The organism is Hymenobacter norwichensis DSM 15439 (assembly GCF_000420705.1).
Classification (GTDB): Bacteria; Bacteroidota; Bacteroidia; order Cytophagales; family Hymenobacteraceae; genus Hymenobacter; species Hymenobacter norwichensis.
In genome coordinates this window covers 345,140-361,204 of sequence record NZ_ATVL01000007.1, presented here as the reverse complement: position 1 = coordinate 361,204, position 16,065 = coordinate 345,140, and the positions used below count along the sequence as shown (strand labels likewise).

Annotated in this window: 15 protein-coding genes; 9 read left to right on the top strand and 6 right to left on the bottom strand. The window is 56.6% G+C overall.

Annotated features, from left to right (window positions below):
* The first annotated feature begins 188 nt into the window (after positions 1-188).
* On the top strand, positions 189-743 hold the full coding sequence (locus G536_RS26845) for a C40 family peptidase (protein ID WP_022823010.1): 555 nt from the start codon (positions 189-191) through the stop codon (positions 741-743).
* 639 nt (positions 744-1,382) lie between these two features.
* Here the strand turns inward: G536_RS26845 and G536_RS0107700 are convergent.
* A complete protein-coding gene (locus G536_RS0107700; RefSeq protein WP_157530481.1) occupies positions 1,383-1,664 on the bottom strand; it encodes a hypothetical protein in 282 nt (93 codons plus the stop codon).
* Between the two features lie 646 nt (positions 1,665-2,310).
* On the opposite strand from G536_RS0107700, the gene G536_RS0107695 reads away from it, so the two are divergent.
* The 3 genes from G536_RS0107695 (at position 2,311) to G536_RS0107685 (ending at position 4,156) form a co-directional block, all read left to right on the top strand.
* Entirely contained in the window at positions 2,311-2,751 is a 441-nt protein-coding gene (locus G536_RS0107695) for a DUF2147 domain-containing protein (RefSeq protein ID WP_022823008.1), read from the top strand.
* Between the two features lie 131 nt (positions 2,752-2,882).
* A complete protein-coding gene (locus tag G536_RS0107690) occupies positions 2,883-3,353 on the top strand; it encodes a DUF2147 domain-containing protein (protein WP_022823007.1) in 471 nt (156 codons plus the stop codon).
* Between the two features lie 170 nt (positions 3,354-3,523).
* A complete protein-coding gene (locus G536_RS0107685; RefSeq protein ID WP_022823006.1) occupies positions 3,524-4,156 on the top strand; it encodes a hypothetical protein in 633 nt (210 codons plus the stop codon).
* Positions 4,157-4,248: 92 nt separating this feature from the next.
* Here G536_RS0107685 and G536_RS0107680 read toward each other — a convergent pair whose 3' ends face one another.
* A complete protein-coding gene (locus tag G536_RS0107680) occupies positions 4,249-6,291 on the bottom strand; it encodes a M1 family metallopeptidase (RefSeq protein ID WP_084708526.1) in 2,043 nt (680 codons plus the stop codon).
* Between the two features lie 231 nt (positions 6,292-6,522).
* Between G536_RS0107680 and G536_RS0107675 the strand changes: the two genes are divergently transcribed.
* Positions 6,523-8,712, top strand: a complete 2,190-nt coding sequence (locus G536_RS0107675) for a T9SS type B sorting domain-containing protein (RefSeq protein WP_169515058.1) — start codon at positions 6,523-6,525, stop codon at positions 8,710-8,712.
* Positions 8,713-8,813: 101 nt separating this feature from the next.
* Here the strand turns inward: G536_RS0107675 and G536_RS0107670 are convergent, their stop codons facing one another.
* The 3 genes from G536_RS0107670 to G536_RS26840 all read right to left on the bottom strand — a co-directional run bounded on the left by G536_RS0107670 (position 8,814) and on the right by G536_RS26840 (position 10,299).
* On the bottom strand, positions 8,814-9,458 hold the full coding sequence (locus G536_RS0107670; protein ID WP_022823003.1) for a cytochrome c oxidase subunit 3: 645 nt from the start codon (positions 9,456-9,458) through the stop codon (positions 8,814-8,816).
* Positions 9,459-9,698: 240 nt separating this feature from the next.
* On the bottom strand, positions 9,699-10,046 hold the full coding sequence (locus tag G536_RS0107665) for a hypothetical protein (protein WP_022823002.1): 348 nt from the start codon (positions 10,044-10,046) through the stop codon (positions 9,699-9,701).
* Entirely contained in the window at positions 10,039-10,299 is a 261-nt protein-coding gene (locus G536_RS26840; RefSeq protein ID WP_022823001.1) for a hypothetical protein, read from the bottom strand. The genes G536_RS0107665 and G536_RS26840 overlap by 8 nt, the downstream gene beginning before the upstream one ends.
* Positions 10,300-10,652: 353 nt before the next feature.
* On the opposite strand from G536_RS26840, the gene G536_RS0107655 reads away from it, so the two are divergent.
* The 4 genes from G536_RS0107655 (at position 10,653) to G536_RS0107640 (ending at position 14,945) form a co-directional block, all read left to right on the top strand.
* Positions 10,653-11,444, top strand: a complete 792-nt coding sequence (locus G536_RS0107655; protein WP_157530479.1) for a TapB family protein — start codon at positions 10,653-10,655, stop codon at positions 11,442-11,444.
* A gap of 79 nt (positions 11,445-11,523) precedes the next feature.
* A complete protein-coding gene (locus G536_RS26835; protein ID WP_022822999.1) occupies positions 11,524-12,033 on the top strand; it encodes a DUF4920 domain-containing protein in 510 nt (169 codons plus the stop codon).
* A 182-nt stretch (positions 12,034-12,215) separates the two neighbouring features.
* Positions 12,216-14,381, top strand: coding sequence for an NAD-dependent DNA ligase LigA (gene ligA / locus G536_RS26830; protein WP_022822998.1), 2,166 nt, complete (start codon positions 12,216-12,218; stop codon positions 14,379-14,381).
* A 183-nt stretch (positions 14,382-14,564) separates the two neighbouring features.
* Complete coding sequence (locus tag G536_RS0107640) at positions 14,565-14,945, top strand: rhodanese-like domain-containing protein (protein ID WP_022822997.1); 381 nt, start codon at positions 14,565-14,567, stop codon at positions 14,943-14,945.
* Positions 14,946-15,045: 100 nt separating this feature from the next.
* Here G536_RS0107640 and G536_RS0107635 read toward each other — a convergent pair whose 3' ends face one another.
* Positions 15,046-15,981, bottom strand: coding sequence for a polysaccharide deacetylase family protein (locus tag G536_RS0107635; RefSeq protein WP_026879946.1), 936 nt, complete (start codon positions 15,979-15,981; stop codon positions 15,046-15,048).
* Between the last annotated feature and the right edge of the window lie 84 nt (positions 15,982-16,065).

Genomic DNA, 16,065 nt, shown 5'->3' with positions numbered 1-16,065 from the left:
CTAACACTGAAATTGCCTTTTCCTGACAGCTTCGCAACTCATTCCGCGGCGGGCGTTGTGGTGGCGGCTACGCAGGTCAGAATAACACTTGTGCCATTCCAGCCATTACCCACCGCCGGAACCCGCCCCCAAACTCCACCGTTAGGGAAGCAAATTTGCCGCTTCTTCTCTCCGTTATTAGCCTTTCGATGCGCTACGTCTGGATAACCTTTATTGCTCTCTCGCTGGTGATGCTTGCTATGTTTGGCTGGCCGAAATGGCGGCTGGCCTTCTCGCCGGTTCCCCGAGCCTCAGTGGCGGAATTACCCGTGCAGCGCACGGCATGGGTGAGCCCACGGGCCGCTACCCGCGCCGATAGTGTGGTAGGCTTTGCCATGCGCCAGTTAGGCATCAGCTACCGCTACGCCGGCAACACACCTGCTACCGGCTTCGATTGCTCGGGGTTTGTGCAGTACGTGTTCAACGAGTTCGACGTAGCCATGCCACACTCCACCAGCCTGCTAATTTCGGTGGGCCGGCAGGTACCGCGCGAACAAGCCCGCCGCGGCGACATTGTAGTATTTACGGGCACCGCCGCTACGGCTACTACGCCCGGCCACGCGGGTATTGTGGTTTCCGAGCCCGGTCAGCCGCTACGTTTCATTCACTCCTCCTCGGCCCGCCGCGAATCGGGCGTGAAAATAAGCCAGGTGGAAGGCACCGACTACGAGCGGCGTTTCATGTCCGTACGCCGGGTGCTATAAGAGTAGCTAAGAAATTGTTCTGAATGCTCAGCTTCACTGTTAGAACAATTACTCCGTTACTCACTTGCTCGGTTACTCTTGTAAAAGAGCGATGCCCGATCCGCCTATGCAGAACCTCAGTTGAGAGGCTGCTGGGCGAATCGGGCATCTAATCCTTCAAATCTTACCAAGCGACGAGTCTGGGGTACAGCCCCGTCATCCTATGTGTAAGACCTTGCCAGAATGCGGGAAAAAGCCAAATGGGGCGTTTTTCCGCGCGAAAGCTGTTGTTAAGCGCGTCCGGCGGTGAAGCAGACTACATTCGACAGGCTTGGCAGGATTCGTTTGGGACTATCAGACATTTTGTACCTCCTTTCTTTACGTTCGACATAACCCCGGCCGCGCCTCCCAGCACCTTAGGGCTGCTTGGGCGGGGCTGTAGCACTCGCTACGGAAGGTAAAGTTAAAAGCCCCCGTGATGGTTCAAAATAAAAATGGCTTTTTTTGAAGCGCTAGGCGCTATTCACTGTCATTACGCTGAGGTTCAGGACTTTTGTTTTTACAAGACATCTGCACTTCCAGTCTTTTCAGGATAGTGGCCGTATAGCTGATGGATGGATGGCCTTGCTACTGCCGTTTCCTGCTTACCAATGCAGCTCTTCAATGAATATCCAGGTAGTGCCCAACCAGCAGCAGCAGCAACTGCCGCCCCTCGCCCACCTGGTATAGATCCTGCTGCCGGGCTTTGGTGTACTGAATCAGGGGGTCGGTGAGGCGGAGTAGCCGCAGCCACTCCGCCGCAGGCACCTGCGAGAAGAGGCCCTCGGGGAAAAGCGTCCACCGCAGTTGGTGTAGAATTGCTAGCTGGCTTGACGACGGGTACGCCAGAAACCGCTTTATTACCACGGTAGAAGGACAAGGTTCAAATTCGGCAAGGGGCATACAACTCGAAGATTTGCCTTTCTACACGATAGGCCATTGGCAAATACGCAGCAAAACTACCGTACCCGAATGGCTGGTCTTATAGCCGAAAAGTTATCTTTTCATTACAGTTACTCTACCTACTGGAAGGCATGTACTAACCCGCTTTAAGCGCGAAGTAAGCAGATATCCTCTTTAGATGTGTAAACCCTTCAGCCTTAGATAATATAAATAAAATCTAATGAATCGTATGCATTGGCTCTGCCATGATTTCCTTAAAGCCGTAGTACTCTGCAAACCATAACCCTACCCAAGCTCAACAATTTCCAACGAAATTTCAGCTGCTGCTATTAGGTCCTATCATCCCAAATTAGCGTTGATTGTTGGGTAATGATAGTAAGCGCCGTTTTGCTTGGTGGTCAACTCGTCGTTTGGCGCAATACCTATTTCACTGTTTATAAACGTTTTATAGTAGCAATTCACTGTGGAGCTCGGGCGGTACAACTTCCGGCTTCCGTACTACGTCAAAGGCTTTGTGGATGCTTGCTGAGAGGTTGGCGCCAAACTTGCCTAGTGGCGTTAACCGGGACCGACATGGGCGGCAGCGCATTTTCTGAAGTTTTCTCCTATCTTTTTCTCGACAACCTCACTCCCACTTTATTTTTCCATGAAAAAATTCCTCTTCCTGTGTCTGACCTGCCTGCTGGGCAGCCTGGGCGTAGCCTCCGCTCAAACATTGTCGCCGCTGGGTATCTGGACTAACGCCGAGAAAAAGGCCACCTTTGAAATCTATAAGTGCGGCGATAAGCTGTGCGGTAAGATTGTGACCCTTACGGTGCCCAATGACCCCAAAACCGGCAAGCCCAAAACCGACTCGATGAACCCCGACCCCAAGCTACGCAACCGCCCTCGGTTAGGCCTCGTGTTCATGCAAGGCTTTGAGTACGACGACGACAACAAGTGGGATGATGGTAAGATTTACGACCCAGAAAGCGGCAAGACTTACTCCTGCTATATGAAGATGAACAATGCTAACTCGATGGAGGTGAAAGGCTACATCGGCTTCTCCATGATTGGCAAGTCGCAGGCCTGGACACGGGTGAAATAGCCCCTATTCAGTTGTACCGCGTATAATCAGCGACGTTCCTGCTCCGGCGGGGGCGTCGCTTTTTTACTATCTTACCCGGCTGAGCCATTGAAAATCAGCGGTGTCCTGCTCTGCCAACCTACTGTTCTGCTGTGAAATACACGCTACTCCTTGTTCTATTTATTGCGGCTTTATTCCGTTCGGCTAGCGCCCAAACCGCCGCGCCACCAGTTGTACCCCTGGGCGTGTGGGCCGATGATACCGGCGACTCACACATCGAATTGTACCGCTGCGGCGAGGAGTTGTGTGGCCGCCTAGTGTGGCTGCGCCAGCCGACCGACGCCAACGGCAAGCCCCGCCTTGATGAGCATCATCCTGAACCCAACCAGAAGACCCGGCCACTACTTAACCTAACGGTGCTGGAACGCCTCACTTATAACCCCAGCAACGACCGGTGGGAAGACGGCAAAATCTATGACCCTGAAAACGGCCGCACCTACTCCTGCTACGTGGCGCCGGCCGGCAAAGACCGGCTGGAAGTAAAGGGCTACATTGGTTTTTCGATGATGGGCAAGTCGCACTACTGGCAGCGAGTGAAGGCCACGAAACCGGGGGCAGAGTAACCACCCGAACTAGTATTTTTCGGGTTTTATTGCAGAAGGCAAGCTCCGGCACGGGGCTTGCCTTCTGCTTTTTCGGCCCCTTTTCTGCGTTTTTATGGAGTTAGTGTACGGTAGCTACCGAAACCATTTGCGCAGGCTGGTGTTCTTTCCTCATACTGCCCCACACCACCTTGCACCCTTTTCTTAAACGTCTTTTCGCCTCGCCCTCGGCTCCTGCCTCCACCGAGTGGCAGCCCCTGCGCCGCACCCCGGCTGAGGTTCGCAGACACGTCCAGTGGGTAAAGCAGCAGGTGTACCTAAACTGGGCGGGCCCTTATTTTAAGGCCTACCACTTTCAGAAAGCGGGCGTGCAGGGCCAGGGGCTACGGGTGCAACTGCTTTCGGAAGCGGGCCGCAAGGGTGCGGTATTTTTCTACGACCCCAGCATCGGACCCGGTAACTTCCGCCATTTCTTCGATTTGCTTCGTGACCGGGTGCTGGCGTTGGGTTACCACCTTTCTACCTCCGACCGGCGAATCTTACCTCACGAGCGGTACACCGAAACCATCGAAAAGCACTTCCTGAAGCCGCTACCCAACGATTGTTCCTACACCGGGCGCTGCGTGCAGCAGTTCGGCACCGTCACTATAGATTTGGTTAGTATCAACGAGCAGCCGGGCTTCATTCGGTTCACCAGCAACGCTTATCAGGACGACATCTTTACGCCGGCCCACTCCTTCGATGAGCTGATGGCCGCGGCACTTGATATGCCTACTGCACCGCCTGAGGTGCAGGCGCTCATCAATGAATATTATAAGGGCTAAGAAGCCCGAACTCTCGCTTTAAAACGCTAAAAGCCCTTGACAATTATAGCGTTGCCAAGGGCTTGTGCGTAAATCAACTGATGTCTTTCGTCCTATTCTCGCACGAATCGGGCCAACGAAACGACCCCGTCGGATGCAGTGAGACGCAGGTGGTAGAGGCCAGCCGCTAGGCGGCGAGTGTCGAGTTGAGCAGCTAGGGTGCTCACGGTTTGGCGAAGTAATACGCGGCCGGTGGCATCTGTTACTTCTGCCTCGGCGCGGGTGGCGAGGTCCGCTAGCATCAACGTTTCACGGCACGGATTGGGGTACACCTTTAAGGGCGCAATAGCAGCAGTGGCCCTACTACTCAGCACCAGGCTGTTGTCGCGCAGGGTTGTGCCGTCGCCTTTCAAAATCCATTGGTTAGGGTCTACTTCAAGGCGCACCACCGTTTTAGCAACAGGTATGCTAAAGGAGGACACCATCTGGTTTTGCCGCAACCGCAAGGTTTGGGTGGTGTTATCGGTGAAAACTAGCCGATAGTCCAGTTCGGTATCGAAAAAGGGCGTGATAGTGCCCATACTCACGGTTTCAGTGTTGCGTAGGTATAGATTCTGGCCCACTTGGTTCCAACGGACGTTGAAGGTGGGGTAGCCCTGTCCAGCATACCACTGGTCGAAAAAGTACTGTAATGGTCGGCCAGCTTCGGCTTCAATAATGCGCTGCAAATCGATGGTGCGAGCAGTACGGCCCGAGTAAGTGGTCTGATAAGTTCGCAAAGCCCGGAAGAACTTCACGTCGTCGTTCAGCAGGTAGCGCAGCATATGCACCACCGTAGCGCCCTTTTTGTAGGTGAGATAGTAATCAAAAATGCGACCTACGTTGGTGGTATCAGGCACGCGTACACTGCCGCCGAGCATAGGAGTCCACTGGCCGCCACCAGCATAGCGGTAGCGGGCGTAGTACTGCGCCTCCTCCATCCAATCCTGCGCTGTCCGCGGAGCAGTGGCCGCAAAGGCATTGAGCGCCAGATACTCCCCGTAAGAAGCAAAGCTTTCGTTCAGCCAGATATCTTCCCACGAACCGCAGGTTACGTTGTCGCCAAACCACTGGTGGAACAGCTCGTGGGCGGTGAGCGTGAACGTGAAACCGTCTTGGGTGGTCATGGTTTGATGCTCCATTCCGCCCCCAATAGGCGCCATGCTATGGCCGTACTTTTCGGTGGCAAACGGGTAGAGGCCAACTAGGCTAGAGAAATTTTCAATAAAGCCCGGCGTACGGTCTATTTCAGTTTGGAAGGTATTGAGTGCCGCCTGGTTATACACGTAATTGACAATCGGAATACGGGGGCCACCGGTGGGGTTGGCGTAGTTGACGTACTCGATGTAAGGCGCTACGGCCACCGATACAAGGTAGTAGGCAATGGGTTTGGCGCGGTGCTTCCACTCGTAGCGGCTTTTGCTGCCAGGCAGCGCCGCCACGCGCTGCAACACGCCGTTGGAACCTACTTTGTTGCTGCTGCTCGTTGTCACCCACACATCCACCGAATCGGCTTTGTCGGTCAGCACTTGCTTGCAGGGCCACCACTCGTGCGCTGAAAACGGCTCCGATAAACTCCACGTCACGCTTACGCCATACGTGGGGGCCGTGTTGGTACTCAGGGCATTGCCAATAGCCGCCGACTGCCCGCTGGGAGCAGTGCCCCGGTAATAGATGAGCGTGTTAAACAATGTGCCCGCTGCCACCCCCGATGGCAGCGCGGCGGTTGCATCAGGGCCAGCGCGGCGTACGCCCGGTGAGCGGCGCCCATTTACCACTACCGAGTCGATAGTGTAGGTTGGGTACAGCTCGAAAGCCACGGAATCGAGGGTTTGTACGGTGCGGGCCAGCATTCGTACGTTGCCGCTCACGTTGCGCGAGTTGTTTTCCAGCGCAATGTCCAGCTTGTAGTATTTCACGTCGTAGCCATCCATTTTCTGGCGGTGCCGCACAGTCGAAGTCGGTTGCCGAAGGGCGGCTCGCTCATGAGTTAAAGCGCAACTAAAGGCTGCATCGGCGCCGAGGTTGGGAGCTCCGGGGCGAGGTCCCGGCTGTTGGGCCCGCACGCCGGAAAAACCCACCAACGCACTCAGTAGCAACAAGTAAAAACGTGGCATGGAAAACAGCTATAGGAAAAGTAAAAATGCGAAAAACACAGATTACCAAGGTGGAACAAGATACGCAGGAGCCTGCATAAACCGTTGTACCTTACAATAACCTGCTTGCTTTGGGCAGGTTGTATATTTCGGAAGTATTCCCCTGCCCTTTCCTGTTGCTCTATGCTCCTACCTATACCCCGAACTACCTGTTCCAGTGCCCGACGGCCCGGTTTGCTGCTCTTGCTTGTTTTGCTGCTTGCCTTCAGCCGGCCGAGTTGCGCCACCCACATTGTAGGGGGCGAAATGGACTTGCAATACCTGAGTGGCTCCACATATCAGATTACGCTCAACCTATATTTTGACGCGCTTAATGGCCAGCCGGGTGCTCTCGACAATGACCTGACGGTCAGCATTTTCGACAAGAACACCAACAACCGCATGCAGAATGTGGTGCTGCCGCTGGGCAACAACACGCTGGTCAACTACACCAACCCGGCCTGCTCCAAGCCCGATTTGATTACGCGCCGCCTCGTGTACACGGCGCGTGTTGAGTTGGCGGCCAACCGCTACAACAGCGCGGGCGGCTACTATGCCGCCGTGGAGCGCTGCTGCCGCAACAACGGTATCAACAACATTTTGAATGCGGCCGACGCCGGCCAAACGTTCTACTTGGAGTTTCCGGCAGTGGTGCGCAACGGCCAGCCCTTCCGTGACTCCACGCCACGCATCTTCCCACCCTTGAGCGACTACGCTTGCATCAACGAGCTGTTTTACTACGACTTCGGGGGGCAGGATGCCGACGGCGACTCGCTGGTGTATGAGCTGGCCACGCCCTACAATGGCCACGCCACCAGCGCCTTCCCAAAGCCGGTTGCCGAACCTCAGCCCTATCAGGAAATCAGTTGGGCGGCGGGCAACAGCGTGAACAGCCAGATTCCGGGGGCGCCTACGCTAAGCATCAACCGGCTGACCGGCCGGTTACAGGTGCGCCCCAGCCGCCAGGGCTTGTTTGTATTCGGTCTGAAATGCGTGGAATACCGCATGGGAGTGAAAATTGGTGAGGCCCGGCGCGACTTCCAGCTCAAAGTAATTCCGTGCGCGCAAAACTCAACTCCTACCATGACGGTGCAGGCCGCCACCAGCCGTGGGCCTTATCGAGAAGGCCAAGACACGCTACGGCTACGCCCCGGTTTCAGCCGCTGCCTGAACCTGCGTTTCACTGATGCCGATTCGCCTTCACGCTTAAGTTTGAGCTTGCGGGCCGTGAATTTTCCTAGCTCGCTGCTACCCAATTTCACGCTCACGCAAGGCATGATTAAAACACCGGGGGCGCCTGACACTTTGGTGTCTCAGCTCTGCTTTCCGAACTGTTTTAACTCGCGCGGGCAGGTGTACTTGCTGGATGTAATAGTGGCCGATGACGGCTGCAGCTTACCCAAGCGCGACACCGTGCGGGTGGCTTTCACGGCCCAGCCCGACCCCAATGGCCCACCCGCCTTGGCAAGCACGGCTGGCCCCACCCTCCCGCTGCGGGCCCGCGTCGGCGACTTGATTACGTTTGACGTGACGGGCACTGACCCCGACAGTGACCCGGTGACGCTGACGATGGCAGGTGTTGGGTTTCAGCCCACTGAACTAGGCGCTACGTTTGTGCAAGGACTGAATGGCAACCAGACCCGCGGCCGGTTTACATGGCGAGTTGACTGCCGGGCCGTGGGGCGACCCTTGCACGAATTTCGGTTTCTGGCTTCGGCTGGGCCGTGCAATGACCCACAAACCGTTACTCTGACAGTGCCCATTCAGGTGGAGTACACCAACGCGCCGCCTCTGCTGGCTACGTCGCTGCCAAGGGCGCCTTCCACTACTGAGCCTACAGTAATCCGGCGGTTGGTGGGAGGCATGTACGAGGCCACCTTCAACGGCACCGATACCGACCGGGACGCGTTAGTACTTTCGGCCACTGGCAACGGCTTTGATTTGGCTGAGGCTGGGATGAGTTTTCGACCTACCAACGGCAACGGACAAGCCTCGGCCACTTTTCGGTGGGATGCCAACTGCGCTGGCTACGACCAAGCGGGCCGGGCCCTGGAAGTTACGTTTCAGTTGCAGGAATCCACCTGCCAGCCGATCCCGCAAACACGAGTCGTCCGCTTCGAACTGGTAAACCCGGATACAGTGGCGTTTCGGCCCGTTAATATTTTCACGCCCAATGGCGACAATAAGAACGCCATCTTCAATGTACCGGATTTGCCGCCCGATTTCTGCGACTCTCGCTTTGCTAATGTGAAAATCTTCTCGCGCTGGGGCAACCTAGTCTATCAATCCAAGGACCGCAACTTCCGCTGGGATGGTGGGCAGGCCGTGCCAGGGGTGTATTTCTACTTCATAGAGTACACCGACGGCCGTAAGTACAAAGGACCGATTACGCTAGCAAGATGATTTGGTTAGCTAATAAAAGCGGGGAGGTTGATGTTCCACTGGTGCTACCTGCACAGTTAAAACATCAACCTCCCCGCTTTTATTGGCTCAGTAACTTACTTCTAATACAGGAACACAAAAACCACAAAAAGTATCACCCAGAGCGCATCAACGAAGTGCCAGAACCGGCTGAGCAGGCGGAGTTGCAGTCGACGGTAGGGGTTGCGGATGAAAACCAGGGTCCGAACGGCGTCGCGCGAGGCGTGGATAGTACGCAGCAGCAGCGCCAGCAGAAACAGCATGCCCCCTAATAGGTGCGCCACGTGCAGCGCCGAAATCATGTAAATGTATTTGCCAGTATCGGCGCCATCCATGAATACGTTCTGTATCATTAGCTCGCGCCAGCCCAGCACCTGCAACCCGGCAAAGATGCAGCCCAGCAGCAACGTAGCACCCAAGCACCGCGACAGATTCAGCACGTCGTCGGCGCGGTAGAGGCGCTGGCCTTGGGCCAGCACGTAGCTGCTGATTAGCAGCACGATGGTACTGATGGAAAAGAACTTAGGAAACGGGTGCAGGCCGCGGGGCAGGTCTTCGTGGTAGCGGGTATAGGCAAAGGCTACCACTAAGCCCAGAAACAATACTCCAATGCCCACCATACCCAAATACAGCATCATGAGCAGCGGCGGCATACGCTCCATGCGCTGGAAGGTGGAGGCCGACCGATTGGCCCCTACTTTATCTTTACGTTCTTTATCGGAATTCATGCGGTGGGGCGGAATGAAGCGGAGTCTTTGGCTAACCAATTCACCGGCCTTTAGTTCCGGACGAAACTAAACCGTTGAAACTGGAGCCTGCAAAGCAAGTTACGCAAAAGCCCTACCCACCAACAAGCACCGCCCCCTGAATTCCGGCCTACTGCCGCCAACCAGCTACCTTCTCTGTTTCAGTGCCACTGTGGCCCCGAATAGTAACGCTTAGTGGCTTGGCAGGCAGCTATCAGTTTATCAGTCGCCCCGAAAGAAAGACCCAATTTTACCCAGTACGGCGTTGATGGTAATCTTGGCGCTGCGGCCTGTCCCGAACGTGACGTGGGTTTTGCCGGCCACGCGCATATCCAGCACCAGCCCCAACCGGAGCGCCAGGTCGTTGAGTTGCTGTAGTGGGTCGATGCGTTTAGTTGATTTGGGCTTAGGTGGGGCGTTGGGGTCTTTGGGGGGGCCGCTGGTGATTTTGTCGAAAACCCGCTGGCTAGGGAAGTTGACAATTAGATAGGTACCCGACGCGGCAATCTGCACATCGTCGCCGTCCAGCGTTACCACCAGTTGCGCCTCTATTTCCAGTGAGTTAGCCAAGGGAGGTCGGCTTTGCGGGTGGCAAGGCAGCAGGGTTGTTACTGGCCGCAGGTGGGTTTTCGCCGCGGGTACGAATGCGCAACGAGCCGTTCAGGCGCCAGGTAGCGGCGGGGGCGTTAGGGTTTTGCGGGTTAGGCACTTGCAGTTCCATCTGGTCGAAGGCCAGGGCCAGTTCCACCCCGCCCGACAGTTTGGAAAGTAGAGAAGCGGCCGTATCGGCCCAGGAAGTGGCTTGTTGCGAAGAATCAGGCATGAGGGTAAGGTGGAATGGTTGAGTATAATACCATGAAAACGGACTGGCTTGGGCGCAAGTTACGTGTCGGCGCAGGTTTGGCACCGGCAAAGCACGCGCGCTGTAGCTCAAGTATACGGTAGAGAACCTGCTGGCACCTCACCGCCTGTTAGTTGCCTTATGGCAAGCGGCAGGAAAATCTGCTGGCTCGCTATTTGCACTTATTCCTTGGCCTTGCATAAAGGCTGCATACTTTTTGGTAACTCTACCGTAATCCAAAAAAGATGTCCTACGTATGTGGGGCCATTACCGACCTTTTGCCGCTCTTATCCATGCTAATTCCACCTATTCGCACCGTATTGCTTGCACAAGCTATGTTGCTGCCTCTTACAGCTACGCAGGCTCAGAACAGCACCATAGCTGTTCCTACAACGTCGGCCACCAGCCAAGCTTTAATACCTGACGCAGCCCAGCCTGCTTCTACCGAGGCCGTGTCGCCGTTCAACATGGCCGACAACATGGAGCTGACATACCGAGTGCTGAGTGGCAATGGCAAACCAGTTGGGGAACTGCGGCAACGGGTGGTGACGCTGGCCCTAAAAGAGCGGGAAGAGAGCAAAAAACGCATAGTACCTGAGTACACCGCTTCTCTCAAAAGTGGCCGCTACAACACTCGCAACGGCTTACTGCACCTCCAAGACCTCACCTTCCGCACCCGCCGCGACACCAGCTTCACCGATGGCCTCGCCGAACTGAATACTGACGCGCTCCGCTCCTTCCGGGACCGGAAACTGGTGTACAATCCTACTCCACTAGCTTGGCCCAACGCCCCCACCGTGGGTAGCACCCTCCCGCCTGGCGGCATCAGCGTGCAGGTCAGTAGTTCGGTCGTGAGCATTGCAACAGTGAGCACCACTATTCGCAAACGTAAAGTGGTGAGCGGGCCAACCCCCTTGAAGACACCCGCCGGCACGTTTTCCTGCTACAAAGTGGAGTCAGCCCGCGAGAGTGCCACCGTACCGCGCCCCGATATGGCCATCCGTACCAACGTGAAGCAGGTGGATTTCTATGCCCCCGGCGTAGGCATCGTACGGACGGAGATTTACAACAAGAACGGTAAACTGGATGAAGTGCGGGAACTAGCGGCCCGCAATGCTGGCAAGTAGCGGAGGCTGGGCGGCAGAAAAGCCAGTTGAAAATCGTATTTTTCCGGCAGCAACCTTCCAAACTTCATTGCCCAACTCCATGACTTCCAAGATTCTTGCTTTCGCCGCCCTAGTTTCCTTGAGTGCCTGCCAGTCTACGCCTGCCTCGGAAACGGCTGCTACCCAGCCGGCCGCTCCGGTTACCCAGGTAGCAGGCAAAACCTACGGCGCCGCCGTAACGGCTGAGGGTGCCAAGCCACTGTCGGAGCTGAAGCAAGTGCTCGGCGACAAGGATTCGGCGCAGGTGAAGCTGGTGGGCACTGCCGATGCCGTATGCCAGGCCAAAGGCTGCTGGCTAACCATGAAAACGCCCGAAGGCCAGGAAATGCGGGTACGCTTCAAGGACTACGCCTTTTTTGTGCCTAAAGATATTTCCGGCAAAACCGTGGTAATCAACGGCTGGGCGCACCGGGAGGAAGTACCCGTAGCTGATTTGCAGCACTACGCCAAGGACGCCGGCAAATCCGACAAAGAAGTAGCCGCCATTACCAAGCCCGAAGAGCAGTTGAATTTTGAGGCCGACGGCGTACTGGTTGCCGACAAGCTGTAAGCTGAAATAAAAATAGGTAGCTGGCTCTAACTCAGCGCCGATAAAGCCCGTCTGTTTCTTACAGGCGGGCTTTTTACGTCCCAACTACGCTGAAAGCCGTAGCTTGCAGAGTAGCTGGCCGCAGCAGGTTTCCAGCCCTGGCCTGGCAGCAATACCCCCCTGAAGCTTATGCTATTTTTCCTATGATCAACGACATTCAGCAGCAGATAACGACCCTCACCGAGCGCCTGCATCACCTCAACTACCAATACTACCAGCGCGACATTTCTGAGATACCCGACCAGGAATTCGACCAGTTGCTGGCCGAGCTGCAACGGCTGGAAAAGGAGTACCCGCAGTTTGCGCACCCCAACTCTCCCACCCAACGCGTGGGTGGCACCATCACCAAGCAGTTTCCTACGGCGCTGCACAAATATCCCATGCTCAGCCTCGGCAACACCTACTCGGAAGAGGACTTGCGCGAGTTCGATGAGCGAGTGCGCCGGGGGCTGGAAGGCGCCGAGTTTGCCTACGTCTGCGAGTTGAAGTTCGACGGCGTGGCTATGAGTTTGACCTACGAGAACGGCCAACTCACGCAAGGCGTGACGCGCGGCGACGGTACCCGCGGCGACGTGGTAACCAACAACGTGCGCACCATCAAGAACCTGCCCCTGCATCTGCGCGAAGCCGGCCAACAGCCCGCGGAAATGGAAATACGCGGCGAGATTTTCATGCCGCTACCAGTTTTCGCCGAGCTTAATGCCGAGCGTGAAGTGAATGGGGAAGCCCTGCTGGCTAACCCGCGCAATGCGGCCAGCGGCGCCCTCAAGCTCCAGGACTCAGCACTGGTGGCAGCCCGCAAGCTGCGGTTCTACGCCTACTCGTTTCTGATGCCCGGCCGCAGTATCTTCCCTACCCACAGCGCCTCCCTGGAAGCTATGCACGCCTGGGGTTTACCCGTGTCGGATACCTGGCGGCTGTGCGGCAACATCAATGAAGTGCTGAATTTCGTGCACGAGTGGGACAAGAAACGCTTCACATTGCCCGTTGCCACTGATGGCATTGTTATCAAAGTCAACGACTTCCGGCAGCAGGAACTACTTGGCTACACCTCTAAGAGCCCGCGCTGGGCCATTGCTTATAAGTACCCCGCCGAAGCGGGCCGCACCCGGCTGCGCGAAATCCAGTATCAAGTGGGCCGCACCGGCGCCGTTACGCCTGTAGCCCTGCTCGACCCCGTTCCGCTGGCCGGTACTGTGGTAAAGCGCGCTTCGGTGCACAATGCCAACCAGATTGCCGCCCTTGACCTGCGCCTCAATGACATGGTGTTTGTGGAGAAAGGCGGCGAAATCATCCCGAAAATCACGGGAGTCGACTTGGCGGCCCGCCTACCCGAAAGCCAGCCGATTGTGTACCCTACCACCTGCCCGGCTTGCAGCACCCCACTCATCCGGCCCGAGGGCGAGGCCCACTTCCGCTGCCCCAACGACCGGGGCTGCCCGCCCCAACTCAAAGCTAAGTTGGAGCACTACGTGTCACGCAAAGCGCTAGATATTGATGGGCTAGGCGCTGAAACTGTAGGTCGTTTCTTCGACCTGGGGCTAGTAACTGACGCCGCCTCGCTCTACGATTTGCCTGGCAAAGCCGCCGAGCTGGCGCAGTTGGAACGCCTAGGCGAGAAGTCGGTGCAGCGGCTGGTAGCCGGCCTGGAAACCAGTAAACAGGTCCCGTTCGATAGAGTGCTATTTGGGCTGGGCATCCGGTACGTAGGCGAAACCGTTGCCGAAAAGCTGGCGGCTCACTACCGCACCGTAGAGGCTATGGAGCAAGCCACCGCCACCGAACTGGCCGCTGTGCCGGAGGTGGGCGGCGTCATTGCCGAATCGGTGGCGGCGTGGTTTCAGGAGGCTGCCAACCGCAACTTGGTGGAACGGCTGCGGGCGGCTGGGGTGCAGTTGGCCCTCACCGGCGAGGTACCCCAGAACGTGAGTAACCGCCTGGAAAACCTGACGTTCGTGCTGTCGGGAGTATTCGAGCAACACAGCCGCGACGAGCTGCAAGCCCTGATTCAGGCGCACGGTGGCAAAGTGACGGGCAGCATCAGCAAAAAGCTCAGCTACCTGGTAGCCGGCGACAAAATGGGCCCTGCCAAACGCGAAAAAGCCACCGAGCTAAAAGTGCCTATCATCTCGGAAACCGACCTATTGGCTATGCTGCCAACTACTGCCGCCGAGGCAGACAACGACCTGAACACCTTGGATATAGCTCCCGACGGCGTACAAAATTCAGGCATTACCACCGATTCTTCGATTTCTGACACATTCCCCGCCGAAAACACTGGTGCAGCTCAGCAAGGTTCTCTATTTTAGTGCTCTCATAATACCGGCCTCCCGGGCTGCGTACTTTCACAAACGGGTTAGTCTCGCTACCGCGTAGCCAGTCTCAAATCCCCCCTGACCAGTTCGGGGAGTACGCGCCCGGGAGTACCGGTGGCCAAGTCTCATGGCCCGCGGGATACTACCCGCCGCCACTTCCACTCCTGACTATATCGTATGTCCCGCCTTTTGTTGCTGGCCCTGGCTGGCGCTCTTTTCCTGACGCAACCTACTCTGGCTCAAACGGCCTCGAAACCGGTACCGCCCGCCGTAGCCGCCAACTACCTCAAGAAGCCCAACACAATACTGCTAGACGTGCGTACGCCCGCCGAATTTGCTGTCGGCCATCTGAAAGGCGCCCGCAACATCGACTTCAGAGCAGCTGGTTTCAGCTTCGAAATAGCCAAGCTAGACAAAAACAAAACCTATTTACTGTATTGCGCCTCCGGCAACCGCAGCGGCCAAACCACGGTGTTAATGGAGGAAACCGGCTTCAAGAAGATCATCAACATTGGAGCTTTCGAAGATCTGAAGGCCGAAGGCATAAAGGCTGAATAGCTAGCCCTTAGCCAACGCAACAAGCCCTTACAGCCTAGGCTGCAAGGGCTTGTTGCATTTCACGCTTCTTGGGGATGAAGTGAGCCTACTGCTGTGCGGCTTAGAAGCTCTGCACGATGCTGTTGTGCAGCGTGCGGGCGCTCCAGTAGCCACTGGCAATAATGCGGCGAATGGTAAACAGCGGATCCTGCGGGTCGCGCTTTTCGGCTAGCACAAAGGCGGCCACCATACCGCGCTGCTTGAGCTGCGGAATGGCTTCGGGGTTCCAGAGGCCAAAGGGGTACGCAAAATACTTGATGTCCTTGCCAGTGATTTCCTCCAGCGTTTTGGTGGGCTTCTCAATTTGCGTCACCCAGTCCTGACCCTGGTATTTCTTCACGTTGTGGTGGTCCCAGGTGTGTGAGCCGATGACGTTGCCTTCGTCGGAAAGCTGCTTGACCTGGGCCTTGCTCATGTAGCGCGGCCGGCCGAGGCTTACCGTCATAACGAAGTACACCGCCTTGAAACCGTACTTTTCCAGCGTCGGGCGGGCCACCGTGAACTGGTCGAGGTCGGTGTCGTCGAAGGTGAGCATGATGGGCTTGCTGGGCAGCGGCGCGCCAGTGGCCAGATAGGCGTATAGCTGGTCGGGCAGAATGGAGTGGTAGCCGCTGTCAGCCAGCATCTGAATCTGCTTTTTGAAGGCCTCGACGGGCACGATGTAGTCTTTGGCGCCTTTCGAGTCTTTGGCGCGCCAGTCCCGGATTTGGTGGTAGCACAGGATGGGCACCTGCGGACGGGCCGTGATGGTAGCCGCGTCGGCAATTTTGCTGGCCGGAATGCTGGCCGGATCGGGTGCCGGGGTGCCGGCAGAAGCTGCTGCGTGTGCGGCGGCCGAGTCTTCTTCGGCGGCCACGGCGGCCGTGCCGCTCATTACTTCGCGGGTGGGCGAGCTGGTTTCAGCGGCGGTGGCCGTCTTGGAATCGTTGCAAGAAGAAAGAGTGAGAGCCGCGGCGCAAACGGCGGCAGTGGACAGCGCAGAGTAAGAAAATTGCATAAATGTGAAAAACGCGGCCATACCGCTAGCAAATACTTTAATTTTGAAGCCAAGAAGGCGAATCTGCGCTGAGCAGTACAACTC